Consider the following 21,743-nt stretch of genomic DNA (forward strand, 5'->3'; position numbering starts at 1 on the left):
TAGGCCAGCTATTGACGCGTAAGTTCGCCTTGTTTTCACTGAAAATCTCTGGCTAGAGAAAAATAAATTTAAATATCATTATGATTCAATATATTAGTAAATATCTTAACCAGAGTTCAGGTTAAATAACCAGACGAAAATAACATAGGGCTGTTTCGGCAATTACTTTCTGCATCCTTACAGTCGATTACTAGGGCCTATATGGACTCTCCGTAAATGTCAAAAAGAAAAAGTTAAAATAAATTTAGATGCTAGCTTATATATGGGGTCTATTTAACGTTAAGAAGATTACGCTAGAACGAGGCAAAATTTTTGTATCTAGTGTTCTAAATAAAAAATTTTTAAGGACGTTATAGTGCAATTTAACTCGTTAAATTGCTCAAAGATTTATGCAGGTTGGTGTAAGTAACCTGAACGCTGGATAATAAATCTATCTCAAGTAGCTATTTTCAGCGCTAACTACGTTGAATTTAAATATCACCATTATTCAATACGTTCGTAAATCTCTTAACCAGAGTTCAGGTTAAGTAAGGTCACTCAAGGTTTAAGCACAAAAAAAGGAGCCATAGGCTCCTTTTTGATACTTATATGAAAAAGCTTAAGCCGCTAGGCCTTCTTTTGCTTTTTCTACAAGCGCTGCGAATGCAACTTGGTCATAAACAGCGATATCTGCAAGGATCTTACGATCGATTTCTACAGAAGTCTTTTTAAGACCGTTGATAAAACGGCTGTAAGACAGACCATTTTGACGTGAAGCAGCATTGATACGTGCAATCCATAATTGACGGAATGTACGTTTCTTCGCACGACGGTCACGGTAAGCGTATTGACCCGCTTTAGTAACAGCCTGGAAAGCTACGCGGTAAACACGTGAACGTGCTCCGTAGTAACCTTTTGCTTGTTTTAAAACTTTTTTGTGACGTGCACGTGCGACAACGCCGCGTTTAACTCTTGCCATTTCTAAAAACCCCTATTAAGCGAACGGTAACATACGTGAAACTAGACCATGGTCATTTTTATGAACCATCATCTTAGGACGTAGGTGTAACTTACGCTTAGAAGTTTTCTTAGTCAGAATATGACGAAGATGCGCTTGTTTACGCTTGAAACCGCCAGAAGCAGTCTTTTTGAAACGCTTAGCAGCGCCACTGTGACTTTTTAGCTTATAAGCCATTGCAATAACTCCAATTGTATTGCTTTTAAATTAATAAGCAGGCGTGAGATATATTTCTATAGCTCCACTTTTAGGCCTAACTTACTGCCATGTTCCGGTGAAGACCCAACATAAATGCTGCAATCTTGCTTTTAGACCGGTTAACCTAGGTGAATATTTGCATATTAACTTGCAGACCTAGGTTAATTTCGGTGCGTATTATCGCTTAAAAATTATTTTTTAGCAACAGGCGCCATCATCATAACCATTTGGCGGCCTTCAACACGATTTGGGAAAGACTCTACAACTGCAAGCTCTTCTAAATCGGTTTTGATACGGTTTAATAATTCTATACCAATTTCTTGGTGAGCCATTTCACGACCACGGAAGCGGATGGTTATTTTAGCTTTATCGCCACCTTCTAAGAACTTACGTAAGTTGCGAAGCTTAACCTGATAATCACCTTCATCCGTACCAGGACGGAATTTGATTTCTTTTATCTGGATCTGCTTTTGCTTCTTCTTCTGCTCTTTCAGTTCTTTACTTTTTTCAAAGATGAACTTACCGTAGTCCATGATTCTACAAACAGGCGGCTCAGCATTTGGGCTAATCTCAACAAGATCAACACCCGCTGCGTCAGCCATAGTTTGTGCGTCTTTTAATGACTGAATTCCAGCTTGTTCGCCTTCAAGGTCAATTAAACGAACTTCTTGAGCTGTAATTTCTTCGTTAATACGATTTTTTTGGGCTGTTTGTTGCCCTTTCTTGCCGCCTCTAATAGTACGTTCCTCCAAGAATATTAATAATATAAGCGTGTAATTGGCTGTTTGTTATGCCTTACACGCTCTGTTTTTACTGTCGACTTTTAATTTCTTCGCTAATTTTAGCTACAAAATCGTCAACATTAAATTTGCCAAGGTCTTCACCTGTGCGCGTACGCACTGCTACTTCTTGCTGCTCAACTTCTTTATCGCCAACAACAAGTAAGTATGGAATACGCTTAAGTGTATGTTCACGGATTTTAAAGCCAATCTTCTCATTTCTCAAGTCAGCAGCGGCTCTAATACCTAATTTATTTAATTTTTGCACAACTTCTTTAACATAAGGCGCTTGTTTATCGGTAATATTCATAATTACCACTTGCTTTGGTGCAAGCCACGTTGGGAATAAACCGGCATACTCTTCTGTTAAAATACCAATAAAGCGTTCTATAGAACCTAAAATGGCACGATGTATCATTACAGGTGTACGACGTTCATTATTTTCTGCTACATAAGTAGCGCCTAAACGACCCGGTAATGCAAAATCTAGTTGCACTGTACCACACTGCCACGCTCTGTCTAAACAATCGTACAAAGTAAATTCAATTTTAGGACCGTAAAACGCGCCTTCACCCGGTAGGTAATCAAATTCAATATCATTTAGCTTAAGTGCATCAGCTAATGCAAGCTCAGCTTTATCCCACATATGATCTTCACCAATGCGTTGTTCTGGGCGAGTTGAAAGCTTAACGACAATCTTCTCAAAACCGAATGTTTCATAGGTATCATAAACCATCTTAATACACGCTGACACTTCGTCCATTATCTGTTCTTCTGTACAGAAAATGTGAGCATCATCTTGTGTAAAGCCACGAACACGCATTAAGCCATGTAGTGCGCCTGATGGCTCGTTACGATGACAACAACCAAACTCAGCCATACGAAGTGGTAAATCACGGTACGACTTTAAACCTTGGTTAAAGATTTGCACGTGACCTGGGCAGTTCATTGGTTTAATTGCGTATTCACGCTTTTCAGACTCAGTGGTAAACATTGCGTCTGAATACTTTTCCCAGTGACCTGATTTTTCCCACAATGAACGGTCCATCATCATTGGACCTTTTACTTCTTCGTACTCATATTCACGTAACTTTTCGCGTACAAACTCTTCAAGCTCGCGGTAAATGCTCCAACCATCGTTGTGCCAAAATACCATGCCTGGCGCTTCTTCTTGCCAATGCCATAAATCAAGCGCTTTGCCAATGCGGCGGTGGTCGCGTTTTTCAGCTTCTTCAAGACGTTTTAAATATGCTTTAAGTTGCTTTTTATCGCCCCACGCTGTGCCGTAAATACGTTGTAGCATTTTGTTTTCTGAATCACCACGCCAATATGCACCTGCCACTTTCATTATTTTGAAGTTTTGGCAAAATTTCATGTTAGGAACGTGAGGTCCACGACACATATCTACATATTCTTCGTGATGATATAAACCTGGACGGTCATCTTTAGCAATGTTCTCATCCAAAATTTCTATTTTGTATGTTTCGCCACGCGCTTCAAAAGTATCGCGTGCTTCTTGCCAGCTTACTGTTTTTTTCACTACATCGTAGTTAGTTTTTGCAAGTTGCAACATACGCTTTTCAATTGCTTCAAGATCATCTTGTGATAATGAATGTTCCATATCGATATCGTAGTAAAAGCCGTTATCGATAGTAGGACCGATTGCCATTTTTGCATCTGGGAAAAGTTGCTTAACTGCATGACCAATTAAATGAGCACACGAGTGACGAATGATTTCCAGCCCGTCATCGTCTTTAGCGGTGATGATTTCAAGTCGAGAATCTTCACTTATTAAATCACATGCATCAACACGGTCGCCATTAACACGACCTGCAATGGTCGCTTTAGCTAAACCTGGGCCTATATCATTTGCTACATCAAGCGTACTTACGGGGTTTTCAAAACTACGTTGACTTCCGTCTGGAAGAGTAATAACTGGCATTATAAATCCTTGCTACAGTGGTGACACCTACAATGTATCACGTGTATTTTTAATTAATTAAATGAGAATGACTCGACAACACTTTTACGAATAAGCATTGACTATTTTTCGCCATATTGGGCTAATGTAGATGCTGAGTCTGCTCAACTACAAAAAGATATTGTCGCGTGCCACACGCTTAATTACAAGTCATACGCGCCGAAAATTCGAGCTGATTTACGATATAAATCAACTTTTGTTAGAAAAGCGACAAAATTAGCTAAAAATATTAGAGTTAACCTAGTGGGTCATGCTAGCACTCGCATTTTAATGAGTGTTGGGTATAATACTGCGTAATTAAGTTATAGTAGAGAATAGTAATGAGAACATGTGGTGTAGAAATTACCGGTAGCGATGTACTACTTTGTATTTTGAGTAAAGATAATGACGTATTTGACATTCGCGATGTGCGCCAAACACGCTTTACCTTAGGTAACGGTAACGACACCGAAGTAATGCGTAAATTTCAATTTGATTTTGCAAAACTAATGCAAGATTACCAAATTGATTCTGTTGCAATTCGTGAGCGCCAGCCAAAGGGTAAATTTGCCGGCAGCGCAAAAGGATTTAAAATGGAAACTGCCATTCAATTAATTGAAAATTTAGATGTGCGTTTATTTACCACAACTGAAATTAAAGAGCAGGTAAAGCGCAATCCTATTCCAATAGATTTTGAAGATACTGGCCTTAAAAAGTATCAAGAAAATGCTTTTGTAAATGCCTACGTTTACATAATGAAAAGAACATACCGCAGCGACGAAATGTAGACTCATTGCTCGTTTAAAAACGCGTACTTACAGTGTAAGACGCGTTTTTTTGTGCCTAAAAAACAGCTTTGGTTTTTATAAAACCACTAATACATTAGTCTAACCGCACTTCTCTTTGTCGACAATATGTGTTTATTTTAACTTTGTAGTTTAATAACTCACGCACATTTTCATGGAGAGAGCAATGCACACACACACTATTGCAGTAAAAGAAGTAGAAAAAATAAATAGTTTACCGTTATCACAAAGCTATTTTAAAGGTATACAAAGCACACCTTTAACAAATTCAACTATCGGCGAGTACTTTGACTTTATTGTCGACAAAAACCCAGAAACATTAGCTGTAGTAGTTCATCATCAGGGTATTCGCTTAACGTATAAAGAATTTCAACAAGAAGTTAATCAACTTGCTATGGGGTTACTGGCGCTTGGCATAAAATCTGGTGAGCGAGTGGGTATTTGGTCTCCTAATAATATTGAGTGGTGCTTAACCCAATTTGCAACGGCTAAAATTGGCGCAATAATGGTGTGTATTAATCCAGCATACCGCCCTAATGAATTACAATATGCGTTAAATAGTGTTGAGTGTTCAACCCTCATTACAGCATCAAACTTCAAAGGCAGTGACTATTTAGAGATGCTTAATAGTTTAGCGCCAGAGCTTGCAAGTAGCGACAAAGAAAAGCTTAATTTAAAAGCACTGCCCTCTCTTAAAAATATAATTCGCATTGGCAATGAAGCATCTCCAGGTATGTATTGTTTTAATGACGTTATTAACTTGCCAACAGCAGCACATGCGCTCGAATTAACAGCAATAGGTACACACTTAAATGCAGAGCAAGACATCAATATTCAATTTACATCAGGCACAACAGGCAGCCCAAAAGGCGCAACGCTTACCCATAAAAATATTTTAAATAACGCGCTATTTGTTGCCGAATCTATGCATTTTACAAGCGACGACAAATTATGTATTCCTGTCCCTTTATATCATTGTTTTGCGATGGTATTAGGCAGCTTATTGTGCGTAACTAAAGGCGCTGCGGCTATTTATCCTAGTGATTCGTTCGATGCAAAAACTACCCTTGATGTAGTGCAACAAGAAGGTTGTACAGCGCTGCACGGTGTACCTACTATGTTTATTAGTGAGCTTGAGCTGAGTAATTTTAATGATTATGATCTAAGTACTTTACGCACGGGTGTAATGGCAGGCTCTACATGCCCAGAGCAAGTAATGCGAAAAGTACAAACACAAATGAACATGCATCAAGTACTTATTGCTTACGGGCAAACAGAGTGCAGCCCCATAAACAACATTACCGAAACAGACTCCTCAATACAGCGCCAAGTAACGACAGTTGGCCGTGCCCTTGCACATACTGAGGTTAAAATTATTGACGAGCTGGGTAATATTCAAAAAATTGGCCAACCAGGCGAAGTATGTAGTAAAGGGGCTGGCATAATGCGCTGCTATTGGAATGACGAAGCTAAAACACAAGCCACTATAGATGAAGGCGGTTGGCTGCACTCTGGTGATTTAGGTGTTATGGATACTGAAGGATTTGTAAGTATCGTTGGCAGGATCAAAGATATGATTATTCGTGGCGGCGAAAACATTTCCCCTCGAGAAATAGAAGAAGTACTTTACACCTACCCGGGCATTCAAGATGCTGCCATATTTGGTATAACAGATGAAAGGTATGGCGAGGAAGTGTGCGCTTGGATCCAACCAAAAGAAGATGTTCTGCTTGATGAGCAGGCAATTCGTGACTTTTTGAAAGACAAACTAGCCTACTTTAAAATGCCACGACATATCCGCTTTGTAGAAAACTACCCAATGACAGTAACAGGTAAACTGCAAAAATTTAAAATGCGCGAGCAAATGCAAGAAGAGCTAAGCGATAAGGCTTTCTCTTAATTTCTCCTCTATGAAAAACCCGTATTGCGAATAATAAATATACCTCAAGCAACTATTAAAAAGCACAGCCAATTGGCTGTGCTTTTTGTGTTTTGAATTTATTATAAATCCAACATTCTCTTTTTTAAACGCTCTAAATCAATCGCACTTGAGCGTACTGTTAATTTAATATGACTGTATTCATATTCTTCTTTAACAACACTCATGCTTGACCGAATTTCGCCCACGATACCTTTGGCGGTATAGGGTATAACAACCTCTTCTTCAATCATGTCCTCTTGAGCTATATCAACAATGTATTTATGCAGTTTACTAATGTCATCAGGGTTACGCGTAGAGGTCATCATTGCATCAGGAAACTCATCCATTAGCGACTGCTGCTGTTCAGTACTTAATTGGTCTGATTTATTCAGTACCAGTAACTTTTTACTGCCTTCCACTCCAACTTCAGCCAAAACGTTATGTACTACTTCAAGCTGTGAGCGAAATGAAGGATCAGATGCATCAACTACATATAACAATAGTGATGCATCATGCGCTTCTGCTAATGTTGAATGAAATGAAGCAACCAAATCATGAGGTAATTTTTTAATAAAACCAACAGTATCTGACACCAATATACGAGGCTGTGTGATCGGGTACAGCGCCCGAACAGTGGTGTCTAGCGTTGCAAAGAGCTTGTTTTCTCCCTCTACATCACTGCCGGTAATTGCACGCATCATTGATGACTTGCCCGCATTGGTATAACCAATTAAAGCCACTGAGAATAGCTCTGAGCGCTGCGTACGCCTGTCCATCATTACATCTTGAACACTAACAAGTTCGCGCTTTAGTTCTGCTAATTGATCGCGTACTTTACGACGGTTTAGTTCAAGTGTGGTTTCACCCGCACCTTTACCCATTTGGCGTTCTTTATCACCTGTGGATGTTTCACGAAGCCGTGGCGCTACATAATTAAGGCGCGCAATCTCAACTTGTAATTTTGCAGTTTTAGTACGCGCATGACGGCTGAATATCTCTATGATAATCCCAGTGCGGTCAAATACTTCTACGCCTAACTGGTTCTCAACATTACGTAGTTGAGAAGGCGTTAAATCGCAGTCAAATACCACTACATCGGCACAGGCAAAATCAAGTTCGTCTGATGGAATTTCTGACGGCATGTCAGATAATGGATCGTCATCAAGAACATTTTCATCCTCTTGCTCATCTGCAGCGGAGCCTTTATTACCAGTAAGATGGGCTATTTCTGCTAGTTTACCTGAGCCAAGCACATTAACTTTTTGAGTAGAGCTTTGTTTTTGCGATTGCGTACCTACTACTTTAAACCCTAACGTAGTAACCAAACGCGCAAGCTCTGCAAGCGACTCTGTTGCTTCGTCACCTTTAAACTGTGGTGTACTAATAGAAATAAGTAACGCATTAGGAAGTGATGGTTTTGCAGTTAATTGCATAATTTTTGTGTGTTAATGCACCTGAAGTGCAAACCTATTTTTCATTCGAAAGTAACTTGATCCTACGCTGTTATAGCAAAGCTTTACAGCCTTTATAACTGACTATCAGTCATTATTATCAAAACACATCTTTACTGGCATTATAAATGACGTTATTTAGGTATCAGTAAAGGAGATATTAAGGGTACGTTGAAAATTCAACATACCCTGAGCACTTAACTTAATACCGCTCACTAAACTTGACGATAGTCTTTAAAAAAGCGTTTCATTTTTAGCATCGCATCCGACAAATCATCTTTGTTTGGCAAAAATACTAATCTAAAGTGATCTGGCTCAGGCCAATTAAACGCCCTACCATGTACTAATAATATTTTTTCAGCTTTGAGCAAGTCAAACATCATTTGCTCATCGTCTTTAACATTAAAATACGCTGTATCTACCTTAGCAAACGCATATAGAGCACCTTTTGGTTTTTTACAGCTAATACCTTCAATTGCATTTAAACCACGCCAAGCTATATCACGCTGCTCGTATAAACGACCACCGGGATTAATTAAATTATCAATTGATTGCACGCCACCTAACGCTTGTTGAATAGCATATTGAGCTGGTACGTTTGCACATAAACGCATAGAGGCAAGTATATCTAGGCCTTTGCGTAAGTCGTCCATTACCGAAGTACGGCCACTCAACACCATCCATCCCATTCTAAGCCCTGCAGCACGATATGTTTTTGCCAAACCGTTAAAAGTAATAATTGGCACATCATCGCAAAGCGAACCTATAGACGTGTGCGTTACACCGTCGTATAAAATCTTCTCGTAAATTTCATCGCTCAATAACAGTAATTTGTGGTCTCGTGCTATATCGATTAATTGCATTAACAAGTCGTCGCTATAAACCGCACCGGTTGGATTATTAGGGTTAATTAATACCAATGCTTTTGTTTTTGAAGTGATTTTACTTTTTATGTCAGCAATATCTGGAAACCAATCTTGGTCTTCGTCGCATAAATAATGAACGGGGTTGCCCCCTGATAGCTTAACCGATGCAGTCCAAAGCGGATAATCGGGTGCAGGAATAAGTACTTCATCACCATTATTGAGTAGCGCTTGGGTGACCATTTGGATCAGTTCACTTACACCGTTACCAATATAAATGTTATCAACGTCTAAATTATGTAACTTACGTTGCTGATAATGCTGATAAATAGCCACGCGAGCTGAATAGAGGCCTTTGGAGTCACAGTAACCTTGAGCTGAATATAAATTGCGGATAATATCGCGATGCATATCTTCAGGCATATCAAAGCCAAAAGCGGCTGGGTTGCCTATATTCAATTTCAATACTTTTTGACCTTCGTCTTCCATTTTTTTAGCTTGCGCTAAAACCGGCCCACGGATGTCATAGCATACACCTTCTAACTTATGACTCTTTTTAATATCAGACATTTTTACCTCTTTAGGGCGTATTGACTTTATGGATTAAATTTGTTCAACCTAGGGGCGATTTAATCGCGGCGCGAGATTTGTAACCTAGTGGGCTGAGTAAAAATTGAGTAACAAAGAGAAAATAGCCCCTAGGAAGAACCCTCTGGGCAATGCGTGTTTGGATTTTATATGTTGTTATCGCCTATTTATGTGGAAAAACCACACTGCATAGGCTCTGTCTAACCTAAAAACCAGACACTCGTTACAAATTCAATCCCGAAAGTTCAACACGCCCTAGTGAGTCTTTAGACTAACCTAGTAAAGGCATAAAATACCAGCCTATTTAAGCGCTTAATACTGAAATAAATTCAAGCAACACTTAATATTTAACGAGATGCTAACCATTCATTTAGCTTAGCCTGAGAGCCAGTTACTTGAGCCATTAAACTATTAGATGCGTCGATGGCTTCAGCTAAATTATCTAGGTTTAAATTTTGTTCAATAACACGAGATACTTCTGCGAGGCTTGAAGCACCAAACTGCGCCGCATTAGACTTTAAGCTGTGAGAGTGACGAATAGCCGCTTCTTTGTCCCTACCTATCGTTGCTAACACTTCAGATCCTAAACGCTCGAACTCTGTACAACAAAAATCAAGCGTGTCAGCAAATTGTTCACCCAATAACGATTCCATACTCTCTAATGCCGATGTATCAATATTTATTTCTGTCATATTTTAAGCCCTTAAAACAATCCATGTACATTACCGTTTAATATCACTACTTTATATTGATGCGTAAAAAAAACCAACTTAATTACCTTATAAATGTATAATTATGAAGTTCATACTGGCAACAAAAAGTTTATTTAATGGCACGCACACTTTGCACTCAGTGTAACTTTGCACTAAACACCTGCATTTGCAACGCAATTACAAATATAAACAACAAAGTCACGGTTATTATTCTACAGCACCCTAGCGAAGAAAAAATAGCAAAAAATACCGCTAAGCTACTCAATTTATGCCTAACTGATTGCCAAATAATCAAAGGTGAAAATAATGATGACTTTGCCATACTAAAAACGCTGCCAGTCAGCTCAACTGTTTTACTCTACCCTAACGAAAACGCTATAGATTTAGACGAGAGCGCTGAGCAACCCAGTGCAACAAACATCACCCATTTAATCGTGGTTGATGGCACATGGAAAAAAGCCTATAAAATTTTACAACTCACTCCCTTACTCAATCAGTTCAAAACGGTCAGCTTTAAACAACTACCTAAAAATCGTTATGCTATCCGTAAAGCCCCTCGGGCCGACAGCCTATCCACACTTGAAGCCGTAGCGCATAGTTTGTTTTTAATAGAGCAGCTAAATCCTGCACCACTTTATAATGTGCTTGATGAATTAATACAAAAACAAACCCAACACATGCCCGAGCACGTAAAAGCACGTTACTTAGATTAAATTTGGCGCCATAAACTTTAATGCGTAATTATCCCAACAGATTAAAACGAGGCTTTACTCGCCAAGGCCCCGACTATCGCTTTGACGACCAAGTCGACTTTAGCGATATAAGAGACACCTTTGGCTTTAGATCTATGGTCGTTGGAAAATGGGTAACCAAAGAAGAGCGCTATATTAGCGCCAATTTAATTTACGATGCACTGGCGGATCTTGCGCAAATACTACACTTACCTCCTAAAGCGATTGGCCTGCGAGGCAAGCTTAACTTTGCATTTGGTTATGGTGGTCAAAAAGGTGTACAGGCACATTATAATGCGGCCACTCAAACACTTGCTCTTGCAAAAAATGCAGGCGGTGGCGCATTAGCCCACGAATGGTTTCACGCGTTTGACCATCATATAAGCGAGCACTTATTTGCAGCAAAACCCCGCTTTGGTTTTGCCTCAAAATTATGGCTTTCAAACACGCCTAATTTATCGCACCCACTTAATAATGCTTTAAACAGTTTTTATAAATATGTATTTTTAGATGAGGATGGTGTGGATGCAAATAACTTTGTTCAAACGTGTATAGAGCACGATAAAACCCACAACATGAATTATATGAGCATGCCAGAGGAACTTGCAGCACGCTGTTTTGAAGCCTGTATTGAGCAGCATTCAAATATAAAAAATAGCTTTTTGGTGGGAGGCTTACAAAGTAGTAATTTAATATACCCAAATGTTGAGCATATTAATAAAACAAATGAAGCGCTTAACCAGTATTTTGAATTACTGGGTTATGCGCTTCATAAAATAGACGAGTAATGCCTATATTTGGTGATTATTTATCGTCACTAATGCGACTTGCTACCGCACTGCTTTGATCTTTATATTTAGCGTCTTTACGAATGTTGTATGGGTTTTCACACGGACCCGATAGCATTTCAAAGCTCATAGCACCAATTTTCATCAGTGGGCGAAGCGCCAGTGGTAATTTACCTGAGTTGTAAAACTCTAAAACAATATTACCGCTCCAGCCTGGGTCTATTCGGTGCGCTGTTACATGCACCATTAAACCTAAACGCGCAAGCGATGAGCGTCCATCTAACCAGCCTACTATATCTGCTGGCAGAGTTACTTTTTCATGGGTAATAGCTAGTGCAAGTTCACCTGGGTGTAAAAAGAATGCTTCACCTTCATCAAGCACTATTTCTTCACTCATGATTGATTCCATGGCTTTATTTAACTGATCTTTTGGGCCACTTAAATCGACGTATGCCGCGTTGTGTGCGTTAAATGTTCTAAATTTATTACCCAAGCGCAAATCGGCAGTCACGCCTGAAATCATCTCGCTCGTTGGCGCAGGCTCAATAACAATGCGACCGTCGCTTAGGTATTCATTAATATGTGTGTCTGAAAGTCTCATTATTTACTAATCTTCCGTAATCACAATTTCAATCGCATTGTGATGCTGTTGATAATAGAGCGTGCTGGCTATAAGCCTCGCTGCTGCGCTGTATGTTTTGCTTATTGCCGCCTCGTTATCGTTGGCAATAAGTTTCCCTTGCTCAGAATACTCGCGTATATCTATTGCAAGAGGAATATGGCTAAGTACGGGTACACCGTGCTTGTGTGCAAGCTTTTGTGCACCATCTTTACCAAATACGTGGTTAGCTTCACCACAGTGGCTGCAAATGTAGTGACTCATGTTTTCTATTAAGCCTAACACCGGTACGTTTACTTTATTAAACATAGCAATGCCTTTTTGCGCATCGGCTAGCGCTAAGTCTTGCGGTGTCGTTACAATAACAGTGCCGCTCGCGGGAACTTTTTGGCTCATTGTAAGCTGAATATCACCGGTACCTGGTGGCATATCCACAATTAAGTAATCAAGCTCGCCCCAATCAGTCTCGTTAAGTAACTGGCTAAGTGCGCCTGACGCCATTGGTCCGCGCCATACAGTGGCATCATCGCTTGGTACTAAAAATCCAATAGATTGCGCTTTAATGCCGTTTGCATCAAAAGGCTGTAGCTGTTTGTTATCTTTAGTAACGGGCTCTGCGCCCACCAAACCTAAAAGCATGGGAATAGACGGGCCATAAATATCAGCATCTAAAATACCCACCTTTGCGCCTTCGTTTTTAAGGGCGCCCGCCAAGTTAACGGCAGTAGTCGACTTACCTACTCCGCCTTTGCCTGAGGCAATAAGCACAATATGTTTAATCGCTTTAAACTTAGCTGCTTCTTTAATGATAACCTTAGCGCTAATTGTTACAGGCACATTTAAGCTTTCACTTACGTGTTGCTCAACTAAAGGCATTTCTGATTGCCCAGCAAATGGCAGGGTTAATTTAATGTGTAGTGATTTATCGTCATTTTGAGTAATAGTATCAATAAAGCTTTCGTCTATACCGACGGCAAAAGCCGCACTACGATATGCCGCTAAGGCAGTAATAATCGGTTGTTTTTGCACCGATTTAGAAGAGAATAGTTTCGACAGTCCAAACATAGCAATTAAATAGCGTTTCTTTGATGAAAAGTGCCACGGAATTATGTAACATTCAGGGCATTAACACCAGTCAATTAATAAAAATCCATAAGCTGTGCACACTCTAAGCAGATAGCTTGTAGATAAATTAATGATAATTGCCGTTTGTATAATAAAAACGGCGTTTTATCCTCAATTCGGAATGATTATGACGCAGCGAAAGATCCTGATTACCAGCGCATTACCTTATGCAAATGGCCCTACTCACTTAGGTCATTTATTGGAATATATTCAAACTGATATTTGGTCACGTTTTCAAAAACTACAGGGCCACGAAGCTTATTATGTTTGCGCAGACGATGCCCACGGCACGCCAATTATGCTTAATGCGCAAAAGCAAGGGATCACGCCTGAAGAAATGGTAAAACAAGTGAGCATAGAGCGCCAACGCGACTTTGCTGACTTTAATATCAAATTTGATAACTACCACAGCACGCACAGCCAAGAAAACAAAGAATTTAGCGAGCTTATTTATAACCGCCTAAACGATGCCGGTCATATTAAAAAGCACACTATTTCGCAATTATTCGATCCGGAAAAAGGTATTTTCTTACCCGATCGCTTTGTAACAGGTACTTGCCCAACGTGTAAGTCTGAAAACCAAAACGGCGACAGCTGTGATTCGTGCGGTGCTACATACAGCCCAACCGAACTCATTAATCCGCGCTCTGTCATGTCGGGCGCTGAGCCAGTGCTTAAAGATTCTGAGCATTACTTTTTTGACCTGCCAGCATTTGAAGGCATGTTAAAAGAATGGCTACACTCGGGCACTATTCAGCAAGAAATGGCTAACAAGCTAGACGAATGGTTTACCGATGGCTTGCAACAGTGGGATATTAGCCGTGATGCGCCTTACTTTGGTTTTGAAATTCCAAATGCACCGGGCAAATATTTTTACGTTTGGCTAGATGCACCTATTGGTTACATGGCAAGCTTTAAAAACCTATGTGACAAAAAAGGCATCAACTTTGATGAGTTTTGGGCTGAAGGTTCAAACGCTGAGCTTTATCACTTTATTGGTAAAGACATTATTTACTTCCACAGCTTATTTTGGCCAGCAATGCTAGAAGGCGCTAATTTTAGAAAGCCAACTAACGTATTCGCTCATGGTTTTGTCACTGTAAATGGCGAAAAAATGTCTAAATCGAAGGGTACGTTTATTAAAGCGCGTACTTATTTAGATAACTTAAACCCAGAGTACTTACGTTACTACTACGCCGCAAAATTAAGCAGCGGTATTGTTGATCTTGATTTAAACCTAGAAGACTTTGCACAACGTGTAAATTCAGACCTAGTAGGTAAAGTAGTCAACATAGCGAGCCGTTGTGCTGGCTTTATTACGAAAAAGTTTGATGGCAAATTAAGCAGTACTATTATGCTGCCAGCGCTGTTAGCAGAATTTCAAGCTGCTGCACCTAGCATTACATCACACTACGAGAACCGCGATTACAGCCGCGCAATTCGCGAAATAATGGCGCTTGCCGACAAAGCAAACCAATTTATTGATGGCGCAGCACCTTGGGTATTAATTAAAGACGACACTAAGCAACAAGAAGCACACGAAGTGTGTTCGCTTGGTCTTAACTTGTTCCGCGTTTTAATTACGTACTTAAAACCCGTGTTACCAGAAATGGCTGATAACGTACAAGCGTTTTTAAATGACGACCTTGCATGGGACGGCGTTCAAAATGCGCTAGTAAGCCACCCTATCAATAAATTTAAGCCGTTAATGCAACGTGTTGAAATGGATAAAGTGAACAAGATGGTTGAAGAATCTAAAGAAAGCTTAGCGCAAAAAGTAACGATTGACCCTAACAGCCCACTTGCAAAAGAGCCGATTAGCGACGAAATAGAATTTGATGACTTTGCAAAAGTAGATTTACGCGTAGCTAAAATTGCTAAAGCAGAGCACGTAGAAGGCGCAGATAAACTACTTAAGCTAACACTTGATTTAGGCGGCGAAACTCGCCAGGTGTTTGCGGGTATTAAATCGGCTTATGCACCTGAGGATCTTGAAGGCAAGCTAACCGTTATGGTTGCTAACCTTAAGCCTCGTAAAATGCGCTTTGGTATGTCTGAAGGCATGGTATTAGCAGCAGGCCCTGGCGGAAAAGAAATTTATATTCTTAACCCAGATGATGGCTCAGAGCCTGGTATGCGCGTAATGTAATTATAGTTTAATAAGCCGTTGTAACTTCAGCGGCTTATTGAGTTTCATCACCGCACATATCAAAGTTCGCATAATCATGAATTTGATAATCCTCAATCTATAAAAACCATCCGATCTAAATCAGTTACCTAAATCCGACAATTATAATCAACCCTAAAGTTTAAATCACAATAAAAATACCATCCTTTCAGGCTAGTGTTTTATTATTGCTATTAAAACATACTTGTTTGCTAGTTATGTATAGGTATTCTCTATGGCAGAAGAAAAAAACAACGTGGTAGAAAAAGAAAATTTACCCGATAAAAATAATAAATTTTTTCTAGATCTTTTACCAGGTAAGTTAATTGATATTCAGTTAAATAATCCTATCCAAATGCGCTTTAAACTCCCGCTTATAGGCTATGATATTGGAAAATATTTAGTATTAAAATACCCATCGCAAGCTGGAAAACATAGCTACACTGATGTTTTAAAAGAAGGCAACGGCGCCATTGTTAGGTATGTTGTTGAAGATGAACGAGGAGAATGCATTGCATTTTCTACTACGATTCTTGCAATTTCCTTTCGCCCAGAAAGGTTGATTTTTCTCGACTATCCAAAAAAGATAGAAAGTAGACAATTAAGAGAAACTAGTCGATTAAAAACACACATTCCGGCAAAAATAAGCCTACATGAAGAATATGAGCCTGACAGCAAAGGGTTATTACATGGCTTAATTATTGATATTTCGCCGACTGGGTGTCGATTTACGATTCACGTTAGTTCTGGCTTTTTAGCACTAAAGAGGCGACAGGTTTTTATGCACATCATTTCGCCAATAGATAGTAAACCTGTTGTTATTAGCTCCTACATTAGAAATAACCAAATGAAAGACAGTAATTTACACGTAGGTATAGAATTTGACGCCCAAGAACACGCAAAACTACAAGAATTACTTGAAGCTTTTTCTATTAGTGGTGATTGAATACACTTCAATCACCTCATTACCGGACCAATTGAACTTTATATTAAACATAGCAATAAAGTGATTAGCTTAAATTAACTGTTCAGATAACCCCCCTTTCTAGCCCTTTTTTATTCGAATTTAAAGGAATTACTAGAGCAGTTAACGTACTTAACTGCGCTTATTTTGTGCATTCATTACCATGACTTTAGGAAGGTGAATAACAATTGATTGAGAGATTATATAAAACACCCAATTAATATATCTTATCTGCGGATAAAATCCTTCTCCGCCATTACCATAAATCCAAAAAAGACCTATTAGGGCATCTGCTAATGCGGCAAAAATTAAACCTAAACTCAATATCCACACACTCAGCGGCGCTTTTAAAGCCCCATATGACTTAACTAACAAAATACTAGCTAGACCCACAGCCGTTATTAGAAAGCTATAAGCCCACGTTAATACTAATGTGTAGCTCGCAGCTTCTGGGATATACATAGAGTAAAAAGAGGTCAGAGATACACATAAGGCTGTTAAAAAATAAAGACCTAAAATACGAGTGTTATTGCACGCTTTTGACTTAATCACAAAAAAGCAAGCTAGTAGCAATAGTGTATAACCAGGTGCAAAAAATAAAACTGAGTCAACTAAATAATCATGTTTAATCACATTGCCATGAATATAATATTGCTCTAGTAAATTAAAATTAACGACGTCACCGCATATACATAACAATAATGATCCCGTACAAAGCAACGCAACCCTTTTCACACGCTTACTCTCATTATTTTTATACACACAACGAGTGATACTGATACTGTTAAATAGCAAAAGAGCGAGTGAAGTAACCTCAAAAGTTAATAGTGTATGTTGCTCAGGTGCCCATAATAAACCGGCACTCGCTACAATTAATGCAATAACTGACGCTAAAGCTGATAACTTAATATGTTTATTCATAATATATGACCTGAACTCTGGATAATAAATCTATCTCAGCAGCTATTTTCAATACTAACTGTGTTGAATTTACTTACATGTAGCGCGCTATTGACACATGAAATTGCCTTGTTCTCACTGACAATTCTTAGCCCGAGTAAACCTCTTAACCAGAGTTCACGTTAAATAGTTTTTAGTTAACTCAAAAATTAGGCGTTAATTTAATACTTTTAAAATACGATCTTTTCTTGGTAAATAGTAGTCATCATAATCAAGCGATACAATCACTCGATTAGCTTTACCTAGGAGCTCTTGCCTGGGTATTAGACCAATTACGCGAGAGTCTGCACTATTATCTCGATTATCACCCATTGCAAGGTAGTAACCGTCAGGAATAATTACTTCAGCAAAGCCCGATAAACGCGAAGGACTATGAGCAACACGTATAGAATGTTTATGACCGTTTAAATCTTCAATTTTATCAAACGAGTCTGTATTACTTTGCTGATATGCATAAGTAAGCTTTTTGCCATTAATAATAAGTTCATTATTTTCAAGTGCTACGCTGTCTCCTGGAACGCCAATGACACGCTTAATTAAGCGGTTATCTGCAGCTTGTGAGTCAAATACAATAATATCACCTGTTTTCGGATCGTTTAATTTTAATAATGATATGTGCGTAAACGGAATACGTAAATCGTAGGCCATTTTGTTGGTAAGGATCCGATCACCTTCTTGAATCGTTGGTTTCATCGAGCCTGTAGGTACTTCGTACCAATCTGCAACCGCACTTCTAAAAACACTCATTAATGCAATGAATACGATGAGAGAACGGTTATTTTTCCAAAACTTAAAAAGTGACTTCATGCTTAGTCCTTGCTGTTGGTTGATATTATATGACTCTGTTAAGTAGCAGTCGTTCAATGAGGAGTGTAACAAAATATATTTAATTTAGAGAAAAGCAAATAGATAGGAAAAAACCAAGGCGAATTTACTTACTATCAACCTTGGCTAAACGTTTACTCGTTACTGATTTAGTTTTTCTTTTGCTTCTTTTACCTTTTCAAAATCTAAACCTAGTTCGTCGGTTGCTTCTTTAATTAAGTGTGGCTGTGTCATTACGACTGCCATTAGTTGCTGTAGCTTTTCTGGTGGAATACCAAGCTCTTGAACAAGTGCCATTGCCATCATTGGATTTTGAGTAAACGCTTCAAACAATGCTTTTACTTTTTCGTCGCTTACATTGTGCTCTTTAAGTATTGCTAGTATTGGATTCATTATTAAACCTTAAGTGTTTTTTATAGGACTTAGTATATGGGCTAAACCCTAAAATTAAAGAGTTACTCTACAAGTAAAACCACTTTACCCGCATTTTCGTTACGCTCTAAAATAGCATGAGCTTCGTTTGCATCGCCCCAAGGTAGAGTTTTATATACGTTAAAGTCGTATTTTTTATCGGCTAGTTCGCTGTAAAAACGCGCTACAAAATCATCACGTAAATTACGTTTAAACTCAATGCTACGATTACGAAGTGTTGAGGCATGGAACGAAATACGCTTTTGTAAAAGCGTTGCAAAATCGACTTCTGCAAAGCGTCCATCTAAAAATGCCAACATTACAATTTGACAATCCATCGCTGCAATAGTGGCGTTTTTATTTAAGTAACTCCCCGAAACAGGATCTACAATTGCATTTGCTGTGAGATTATTTGCTTGCATATATTCTACAAAGTCAGTGGTTTTGTAGTTAATTGCATGATCGGCACCGAGCTCTTTTGCGTGTTGACATTTATCATCCGTACCAGCGGTAATGACCACGGTAGCTCCAGCGCTTTTAGCCATTTGAATTGCTGCACCGCCCACACCACTCGCACCTGCATGAATAAGCGCTGTTTGCCCTTTTTGCAATTTACCAAGCTCAAATAACGCCCCAAATGCGGTCAAATATACTTCACTTATTGCAGCGCCCTCAGCCATTGTTACATCATCTGGCAATTCCATCAGTTGCTTTGCATCAACGGCTACATATTCACTGTAAGCACCACCAGCACATAACGTAAATATACGCTTATTTAGCCAAGTTTTTTCTACCTCTTTGCCAAGCTCGATAATTGTACCGGCACACTCAAGTCCTAAAATTAGACTGTCTCCTGCTGGTGCTGGGTATTTACCTTGTCGCTGCATACAGTCTGCACGGTTAACACCAATCGCTGCCACTTTAACTAGCACTTCGTGGCTTTTTAAAACCGGCTTGTTGGTTTGTGCAAATGCAAGATTGCTATCTTCATGAGAAATATATTTCATTGTTGCTCCACATGTAAAAACTGTAATAGCTTATAGATGGGGGTGAACACAGATCCAAACAACCTCAAAAGCGCCAGCTTTGTTTATAAGGATAAACATCAGGTAAATAGCCTTGGTGTATTTGTTGCTGACAGCTTTGCCAAAACCCAGCTGAAAACAGATTATTATGATGGCTATTAAAGTACTTAAATGCGCTGTCGTTTGCACTAAAAAACACCTTGAACTGACTCGGGAAAATATCGTTTTCGTCTATATCAAAATACGAACTAGTGCTTAGCTCTTCAAGGCTATTTTGTGTTTGCGGTACTTCTCTAAAGTTACACTCAGTCAGTGGGCAAATCTCGTCAAAATCATAAAATACAATCCGGCCCCAACGTGTTACACCAAAATTTTTCATTAACATATCGCCTGGGAATATATTAGCGCCGGCTAACTCTTTAATTGCTTTACCGTAATCAATCATTACCTGCTCTAGAGCTTTGTTATCACAGTGATTAACGTATAAATTAAGCGGGGTCATTTTACGTTCAACATACACGTGTTTTAAAATAAGTGCCTTGCCCGATATAATCATGCTGGTACCAATTTGGCTTCTCATCTGCTCAAGCAGTTCATCGCTAAAACGGCTTAAATCAAACGCTAAATACCTAAATTCGTGCGTGTCTACCAAGCGCCCAACGCGGTCAGCTTGCTTTACAAAGTTATATTTTCCTTTTACTTGCGCCTTGGTAGCTGTTTTTGGTGCGCTAAATTTATCTTTAATGACTTTGTAAACATAGTCTGAGCCTGCAATTGTAAAAACCAGCATCACCATACCTGGCGTACCAGGTGCTGTTGTGTATTTAAGGTTTACTGGGCTGTTTTTAGTCGTATCAACTTTATAACGATAAAATTCCGTTTTAGCGTGTTTAATAAAACCGATAGCGTTAAATAACTCAAAGCGTTGTTTGTGCGGCATTAATACACTTAAGTAATCTACGTAGCGGGCGGGCTGGTCGGTATCAACCATAAAATAGGCGCGTGCAAAGCCAAATAATAGACTTAATTGATCGGCGCCCATCATTACAGCATCTATTTTTAATCCGTTATCGGTATTCAAAATAGCGATGGCAAAAGGCATATTATCGCCATTTTTAGCTATGCAACGCCCAATTAAATAACAGGCTTTATTTCTGAAAAATAATGAATTAGCGTATTCAATATAGCCATCATTTAAATTTATAAGTTCGTACACCTGTTTGCATTGCTGCTGCGCGCCTTGCATTAACGCACTGTGTAATGTGGCTACATCACGCTCTAAATGATTAAACGGCACTCTAAATACTTGATTAGTAATAAGCGTTTTAACGGCGCTATTGAACCCTTTTTGTAGTGATACTCTACTCACTAAGCTCTCAAAGGAACGTGGCTCGCTGCGATACTTTGCTTTCAATACAAATAAATGTACGGTGCGAATTTTTTTATCGTCCCAAATTGCACCAAAAGTAGAATTAAAAAAGGTATGTGCAATGGGTTTGTTTTCATGATTTTGCACCATATCACCGTAAATATTTTTAGCTAACTGCCACGTTTGCGAACAAGTAAGTTCAGCGTAAGCAATAACCCGCACCGCTTCACTTACGTTTTTCACTTCGAGCTCGTATACCTGTAAACGCTCACGCATAGCGCTTTGTGCATCGTGATATTTTTGTTGTTCAAAACGGCTTTGTGCACCCAGTGTAATATTTAAAAATTGCGAAAACATCGCTTCAAACCCAGCAAAAACAGACCGAGCAAGCTTACTGGCTATAACGTGTTGTAGCGCATTATTAGATTGATTTGTTAGCCTATTTTGCATAAATACACTACTTATATTGATGCCAGTTATGGC

Annotated in this window: 20 protein-coding genes; 6 read left to right on the forward strand and 14 right to left on the reverse strand. The window is 39.1% G+C overall.

The genetic code is table 11. The annotated features are described in order from the left end of the window. Positions 1 to 598 precede the first annotated feature (598 nt). From rplT to thrS, 4 genes are all read right to left on the reverse strand, one after another. Positions 599 to 958 carry a 50S ribosomal protein L20 gene (gene rplT / locus H5119_RS08890; protein ID WP_002960711.1) on the reverse strand — a complete coding sequence of 120 codons (360 nt, stop codon included), beginning with the start codon at positions 956 to 958 and terminating at the stop codon, positions 599 to 601. A 15-nt stretch (positions 959 to 973) separates the two neighbouring features. Continuing rightward, the gene (rpmI, locus tag H5119_RS08895) at positions 974 to 1,174 is read right to left on the reverse strand and encodes a 50S ribosomal protein L35 (RefSeq protein ID WP_002960713.1); all 201 of its coding nucleotides are present in this window, start codon (positions 1,172 to 1,174) and stop codon (positions 974 to 976) included. Positions 1,175 to 1,386: 212 nt separating this feature from the next. Next, positions 1,387 to 1,947, reverse strand: a complete 561-nt coding sequence (infC, locus tag H5119_RS08900; RefSeq protein ID WP_077538071.1) for a translation initiation factor IF-3 — start codon at positions 1,945 to 1,947, stop codon at positions 1,387 to 1,389. A gap of 58 nt (positions 1,948 to 2,005) precedes the next feature. Continuing rightward, a complete protein-coding gene (gene thrS / locus H5119_RS08905; RefSeq protein ID WP_182701963.1) occupies positions 2,006 to 3,916 on the reverse strand; it encodes a threonine--tRNA ligase in 1,911 nt (636 codons plus the stop codon). Between the two features lie 359 nt (positions 3,917 to 4,275). On the opposite strand from thrS, the gene H5119_RS08910 reads away from it, so the two are divergent. Continuing rightward, positions 4,276 to 4,722 carry a DUF3010 family protein gene (locus H5119_RS08910; protein WP_033039270.1) on the forward strand — a complete coding sequence of 149 codons (447 nt, stop codon included), beginning with the start codon at positions 4,276 to 4,278 and terminating at the stop codon, positions 4,720 to 4,722. A 184-nt stretch (positions 4,723 to 4,906) separates the two neighbouring features. Further along, entirely contained in the window at positions 4,907 to 6,640 is a 1,734-nt protein-coding gene (locus H5119_RS08915) for an AMP-binding protein (RefSeq protein WP_182701964.1), read from the forward strand. A 101-nt stretch (positions 6,641 to 6,741) separates the two neighbouring features. Here H5119_RS08915 and hflX read toward each other — a convergent pair whose 3' ends face one another. The 3 genes from hflX to H5119_RS08930 form a co-directional block, all read right to left on the reverse strand. Continuing rightward, entirely contained in the window at positions 6,742 to 8,094 is a 1,353-nt protein-coding gene (gene hflX, locus H5119_RS08920; RefSeq protein WP_182701965.1) for a GTPase HflX, read from the reverse strand. A gap of 233 nt (positions 8,095 to 8,327) precedes the next feature. Further along, complete coding sequence (locus tag H5119_RS08925) at positions 8,328 to 9,545, reverse strand: pyridoxal phosphate-dependent aminotransferase (RefSeq protein ID WP_182701966.1); 1,218 nt, start codon at positions 9,543 to 9,545, stop codon at positions 8,328 to 8,330. Between the two features lie 365 nt (positions 9,546 to 9,910). Continuing rightward, positions 9,911 to 10,255 carry an Hpt domain-containing protein gene (locus H5119_RS08930; protein ID WP_182701967.1) on the reverse strand — a complete coding sequence of 115 codons (345 nt, stop codon included), beginning with the start codon at positions 10,253 to 10,255 and terminating at the stop codon, positions 9,911 to 9,913. 137 nt (positions 10,256 to 10,392) lie between these two features. Between H5119_RS08930 and H5119_RS08935 the strand changes: the two genes are divergently transcribed. Both H5119_RS08935 and H5119_RS08940 read left to right on the forward strand, forming a co-directional pair. Further along, entirely contained in the window at positions 10,393 to 10,989 is a 597-nt protein-coding gene (locus tag H5119_RS08935; protein WP_182701968.1) for a tRNA-uridine aminocarboxypropyltransferase, read from the forward strand. 20 nt (positions 10,990 to 11,009) lie between these two features. Next, complete coding sequence (locus H5119_RS08940) at positions 11,010 to 11,795, forward strand: CLCA_X family protein (protein ID WP_182701969.1); 786 nt, start codon at positions 11,010 to 11,012, stop codon at positions 11,793 to 11,795. 16 nt (positions 11,796 to 11,811) lie between these two features. On the opposite strand, the gene dcd is transcribed toward H5119_RS08940, so the two are convergent. Further along, positions 11,812 to 12,396 (reverse strand): dCTP deaminase, encoded by a 585-nt coding sequence (dcd, locus tag H5119_RS08945; protein ID WP_076923901.1) that lies wholly within the window; start codon positions 12,394 to 12,396, stop codon positions 11,812 to 11,814. A gap of 6 nt (positions 12,397 to 12,402) precedes the next feature. Continuing rightward, positions 12,403 to 13,479: an iron-sulfur cluster carrier protein ApbC gene (gene apbC / locus H5119_RS08950; RefSeq protein WP_182701970.1), complete on the reverse strand. Its 1,077-nt coding sequence runs from the start codon at positions 13,477 to 13,479 to the stop codon at positions 12,403 to 12,405. 187 nt (positions 13,480 to 13,666) lie between these two features. On the opposite strand from apbC, the gene metG reads away from it, so the two are divergent. Both metG and H5119_RS08960 read left to right on the forward strand, forming a co-directional pair. Further along, complete coding sequence (metG, locus tag H5119_RS08955; protein ID WP_182701971.1) at positions 13,667 to 15,688, forward strand: methionine--tRNA ligase; 2,022 nt, start codon at positions 13,667 to 13,669, stop codon at positions 15,686 to 15,688. A gap of 253 nt (positions 15,689 to 15,941) precedes the next feature. Next, positions 15,942 to 16,652, forward strand: a complete 711-nt coding sequence (locus tag H5119_RS08960; RefSeq protein WP_138585078.1) for a flagellar brake protein — start codon at positions 15,942 to 15,944, stop codon at positions 16,650 to 16,652. Between the two features lie 150 nt (positions 16,653 to 16,802). Here H5119_RS08960 and H5119_RS08965 read toward each other — a convergent pair whose 3' ends face one another. The 5 genes from H5119_RS08965 to aceK form a co-directional block, all read right to left on the reverse strand. After that, on the reverse strand, positions 16,803 to 17,591 hold the full coding sequence (locus H5119_RS08965) for a hypothetical protein (RefSeq protein ID WP_182701972.1): 789 nt from the start codon (positions 17,589 to 17,591) through the stop codon (positions 16,803 to 16,805). 195 nt (positions 17,592 to 17,786) lie between these two features. Beyond that, entirely contained in the window at positions 17,787 to 18,437 is a 651-nt protein-coding gene (lepB, locus tag H5119_RS08970) for a signal peptidase I (RefSeq protein WP_182701973.1), read from the reverse strand. A 159-nt stretch (positions 18,438 to 18,596) separates the two neighbouring features. Then, positions 18,597 to 18,848: a DUF2999 family protein gene (locus H5119_RS08975; RefSeq protein ID WP_007582532.1), complete on the reverse strand. Its 252-nt coding sequence runs from the start codon at positions 18,846 to 18,848 to the stop codon at positions 18,597 to 18,599. A gap of 62 nt (positions 18,849 to 18,910) precedes the next feature. Next, on the reverse strand, positions 18,911 to 19,873 hold the full coding sequence (locus tag H5119_RS08980) for a zinc-binding dehydrogenase (RefSeq protein WP_138585080.1): 963 nt from the start codon (positions 19,871 to 19,873) through the stop codon (positions 18,911 to 18,913). Positions 19,874 to 19,937: 64 nt separating this feature from the next. Further along, the gene (gene aceK / locus H5119_RS08985) at positions 19,938 to 21,710 is read right to left on the reverse strand and encodes a bifunctional isocitrate dehydrogenase kinase/phosphatase (protein WP_182701974.1); all 1,773 of its coding nucleotides are present in this window, start codon (positions 21,708 to 21,710) and stop codon (positions 19,938 to 19,940) included. Positions 21,711 to 21,743 lie beyond the last annotated feature (33 nt).

Origin of the sequence: Pseudoalteromonas sp. SG45-5, assembly GCF_014164085.1 — a bacterium.
GTDB lineage: Bacteria > Pseudomonadota > Gammaproteobacteria > Enterobacterales > Alteromonadaceae > Pseudoalteromonas > Pseudoalteromonas aliena.

Excerpts from the sequence above, each read along its gene's own strand:
- rplT (WP_002960711.1), bottom strand. The coding sequence starts at position 958 with ATGGCAAGAGTTAAACGCGGCGTTGTCGCACGTGCACGTCACAAAAAA.
- rpmI (WP_002960713.1), bottom strand. The coding sequence starts at position 1,174 with ATGGCTTATAAGCTAAAAAGTCACAGTGGCGCTGCTAAGCGTTTCAAA.
- thrS (WP_182701963.1), bottom strand. The coding sequence starts at position 3,916 with ATGCCAGTTATTACTCTTCCAGACGGAAGTCAACGTAGTTTTGAAAAC.
- H5119_RS08910 (WP_033039270.1), top strand. The coding sequence starts at position 4,276 with ATGAGAACATGTGGTGTAGAAATTACCGGTAGCGATGTACTACTTTGT.
- H5119_RS08915 (WP_182701964.1), top strand. The coding sequence starts at position 4,907 with ATGCACACACACACTATTGCAGTAAAAGAAGTAGAAAAAATAAATAGT.
- hflX (WP_182701965.1), bottom strand. The coding sequence starts at position 8,094 with ATGCAATTAACTGCAAAACCATCACTTCCTAATGCGTTACTTATTTCT.
- H5119_RS08925 (WP_182701966.1), bottom strand. The coding sequence starts at position 9,545 with ATGTCTGATATTAAAAAGAGTCATAAGTTAGAAGGTGTATGCTATGAC.
- H5119_RS08930 (WP_182701967.1), bottom strand. The coding sequence starts at position 10,255 with ATGACAGAAATAAATATTGATACATCGGCATTAGAGAGTATGGAATCG.
- H5119_RS08935 (WP_182701968.1), top strand. The coding sequence starts at position 10,393 with ATGGCACGCACACTTTGCACTCAGTGTAACTTTGCACTAAACACCTGC.
- H5119_RS08940 (WP_182701969.1), top strand. The coding sequence starts at position 11,010 with ATGCGTAATTATCCCAACAGATTAAAACGAGGCTTTACTCGCCAAGGC.
- dcd (WP_076923901.1), bottom strand. The coding sequence starts at position 12,396 with ATGAGACTTTCAGACACACATATTAATGAATACCTAAGCGACGGTCGC.
- apbC (WP_182701970.1), bottom strand. The coding sequence starts at position 13,479 with ATGTTTGGACTGTCGAAACTATTCTCTTCTAAATCGGTGCAAAAACAA.
- metG (WP_182701971.1), top strand. The coding sequence starts at position 13,667 with ATGACGCAGCGAAAGATCCTGATTACCAGCGCATTACCTTATGCAAAT.
- H5119_RS08960 (WP_138585078.1), top strand. The coding sequence starts at position 15,942 with ATGGCAGAAGAAAAAAACAACGTGGTAGAAAAAGAAAATTTACCCGAT.
- H5119_RS08965 (WP_182701972.1), bottom strand. The coding sequence starts at position 17,591 with ATGAATAAACATATTAAGTTATCAGCTTTAGCGTCAGTTATTGCATTA.
- lepB (WP_182701973.1), bottom strand. The coding sequence starts at position 18,437 with ATGAAGTCACTTTTTAAGTTTTGGAAAAATAACCGTTCTCTCATCGTA.
- H5119_RS08975 (WP_007582532.1), bottom strand. The coding sequence starts at position 18,848 with ATGAATCCAATACTAGCAATACTTAAAGAGCACAATGTAAGCGACGAA.
- H5119_RS08980 (WP_138585080.1), bottom strand. The coding sequence starts at position 19,873 with ATGAAATATATTTCTCATGAAGATAGCAATCTTGCATTTGCACAAACC.
- aceK (WP_182701974.1), bottom strand. The coding sequence starts at position 21,710 with ATGCAAAATAGGCTAACAAATCAATCTAATAATGCGCTACAACACGTT.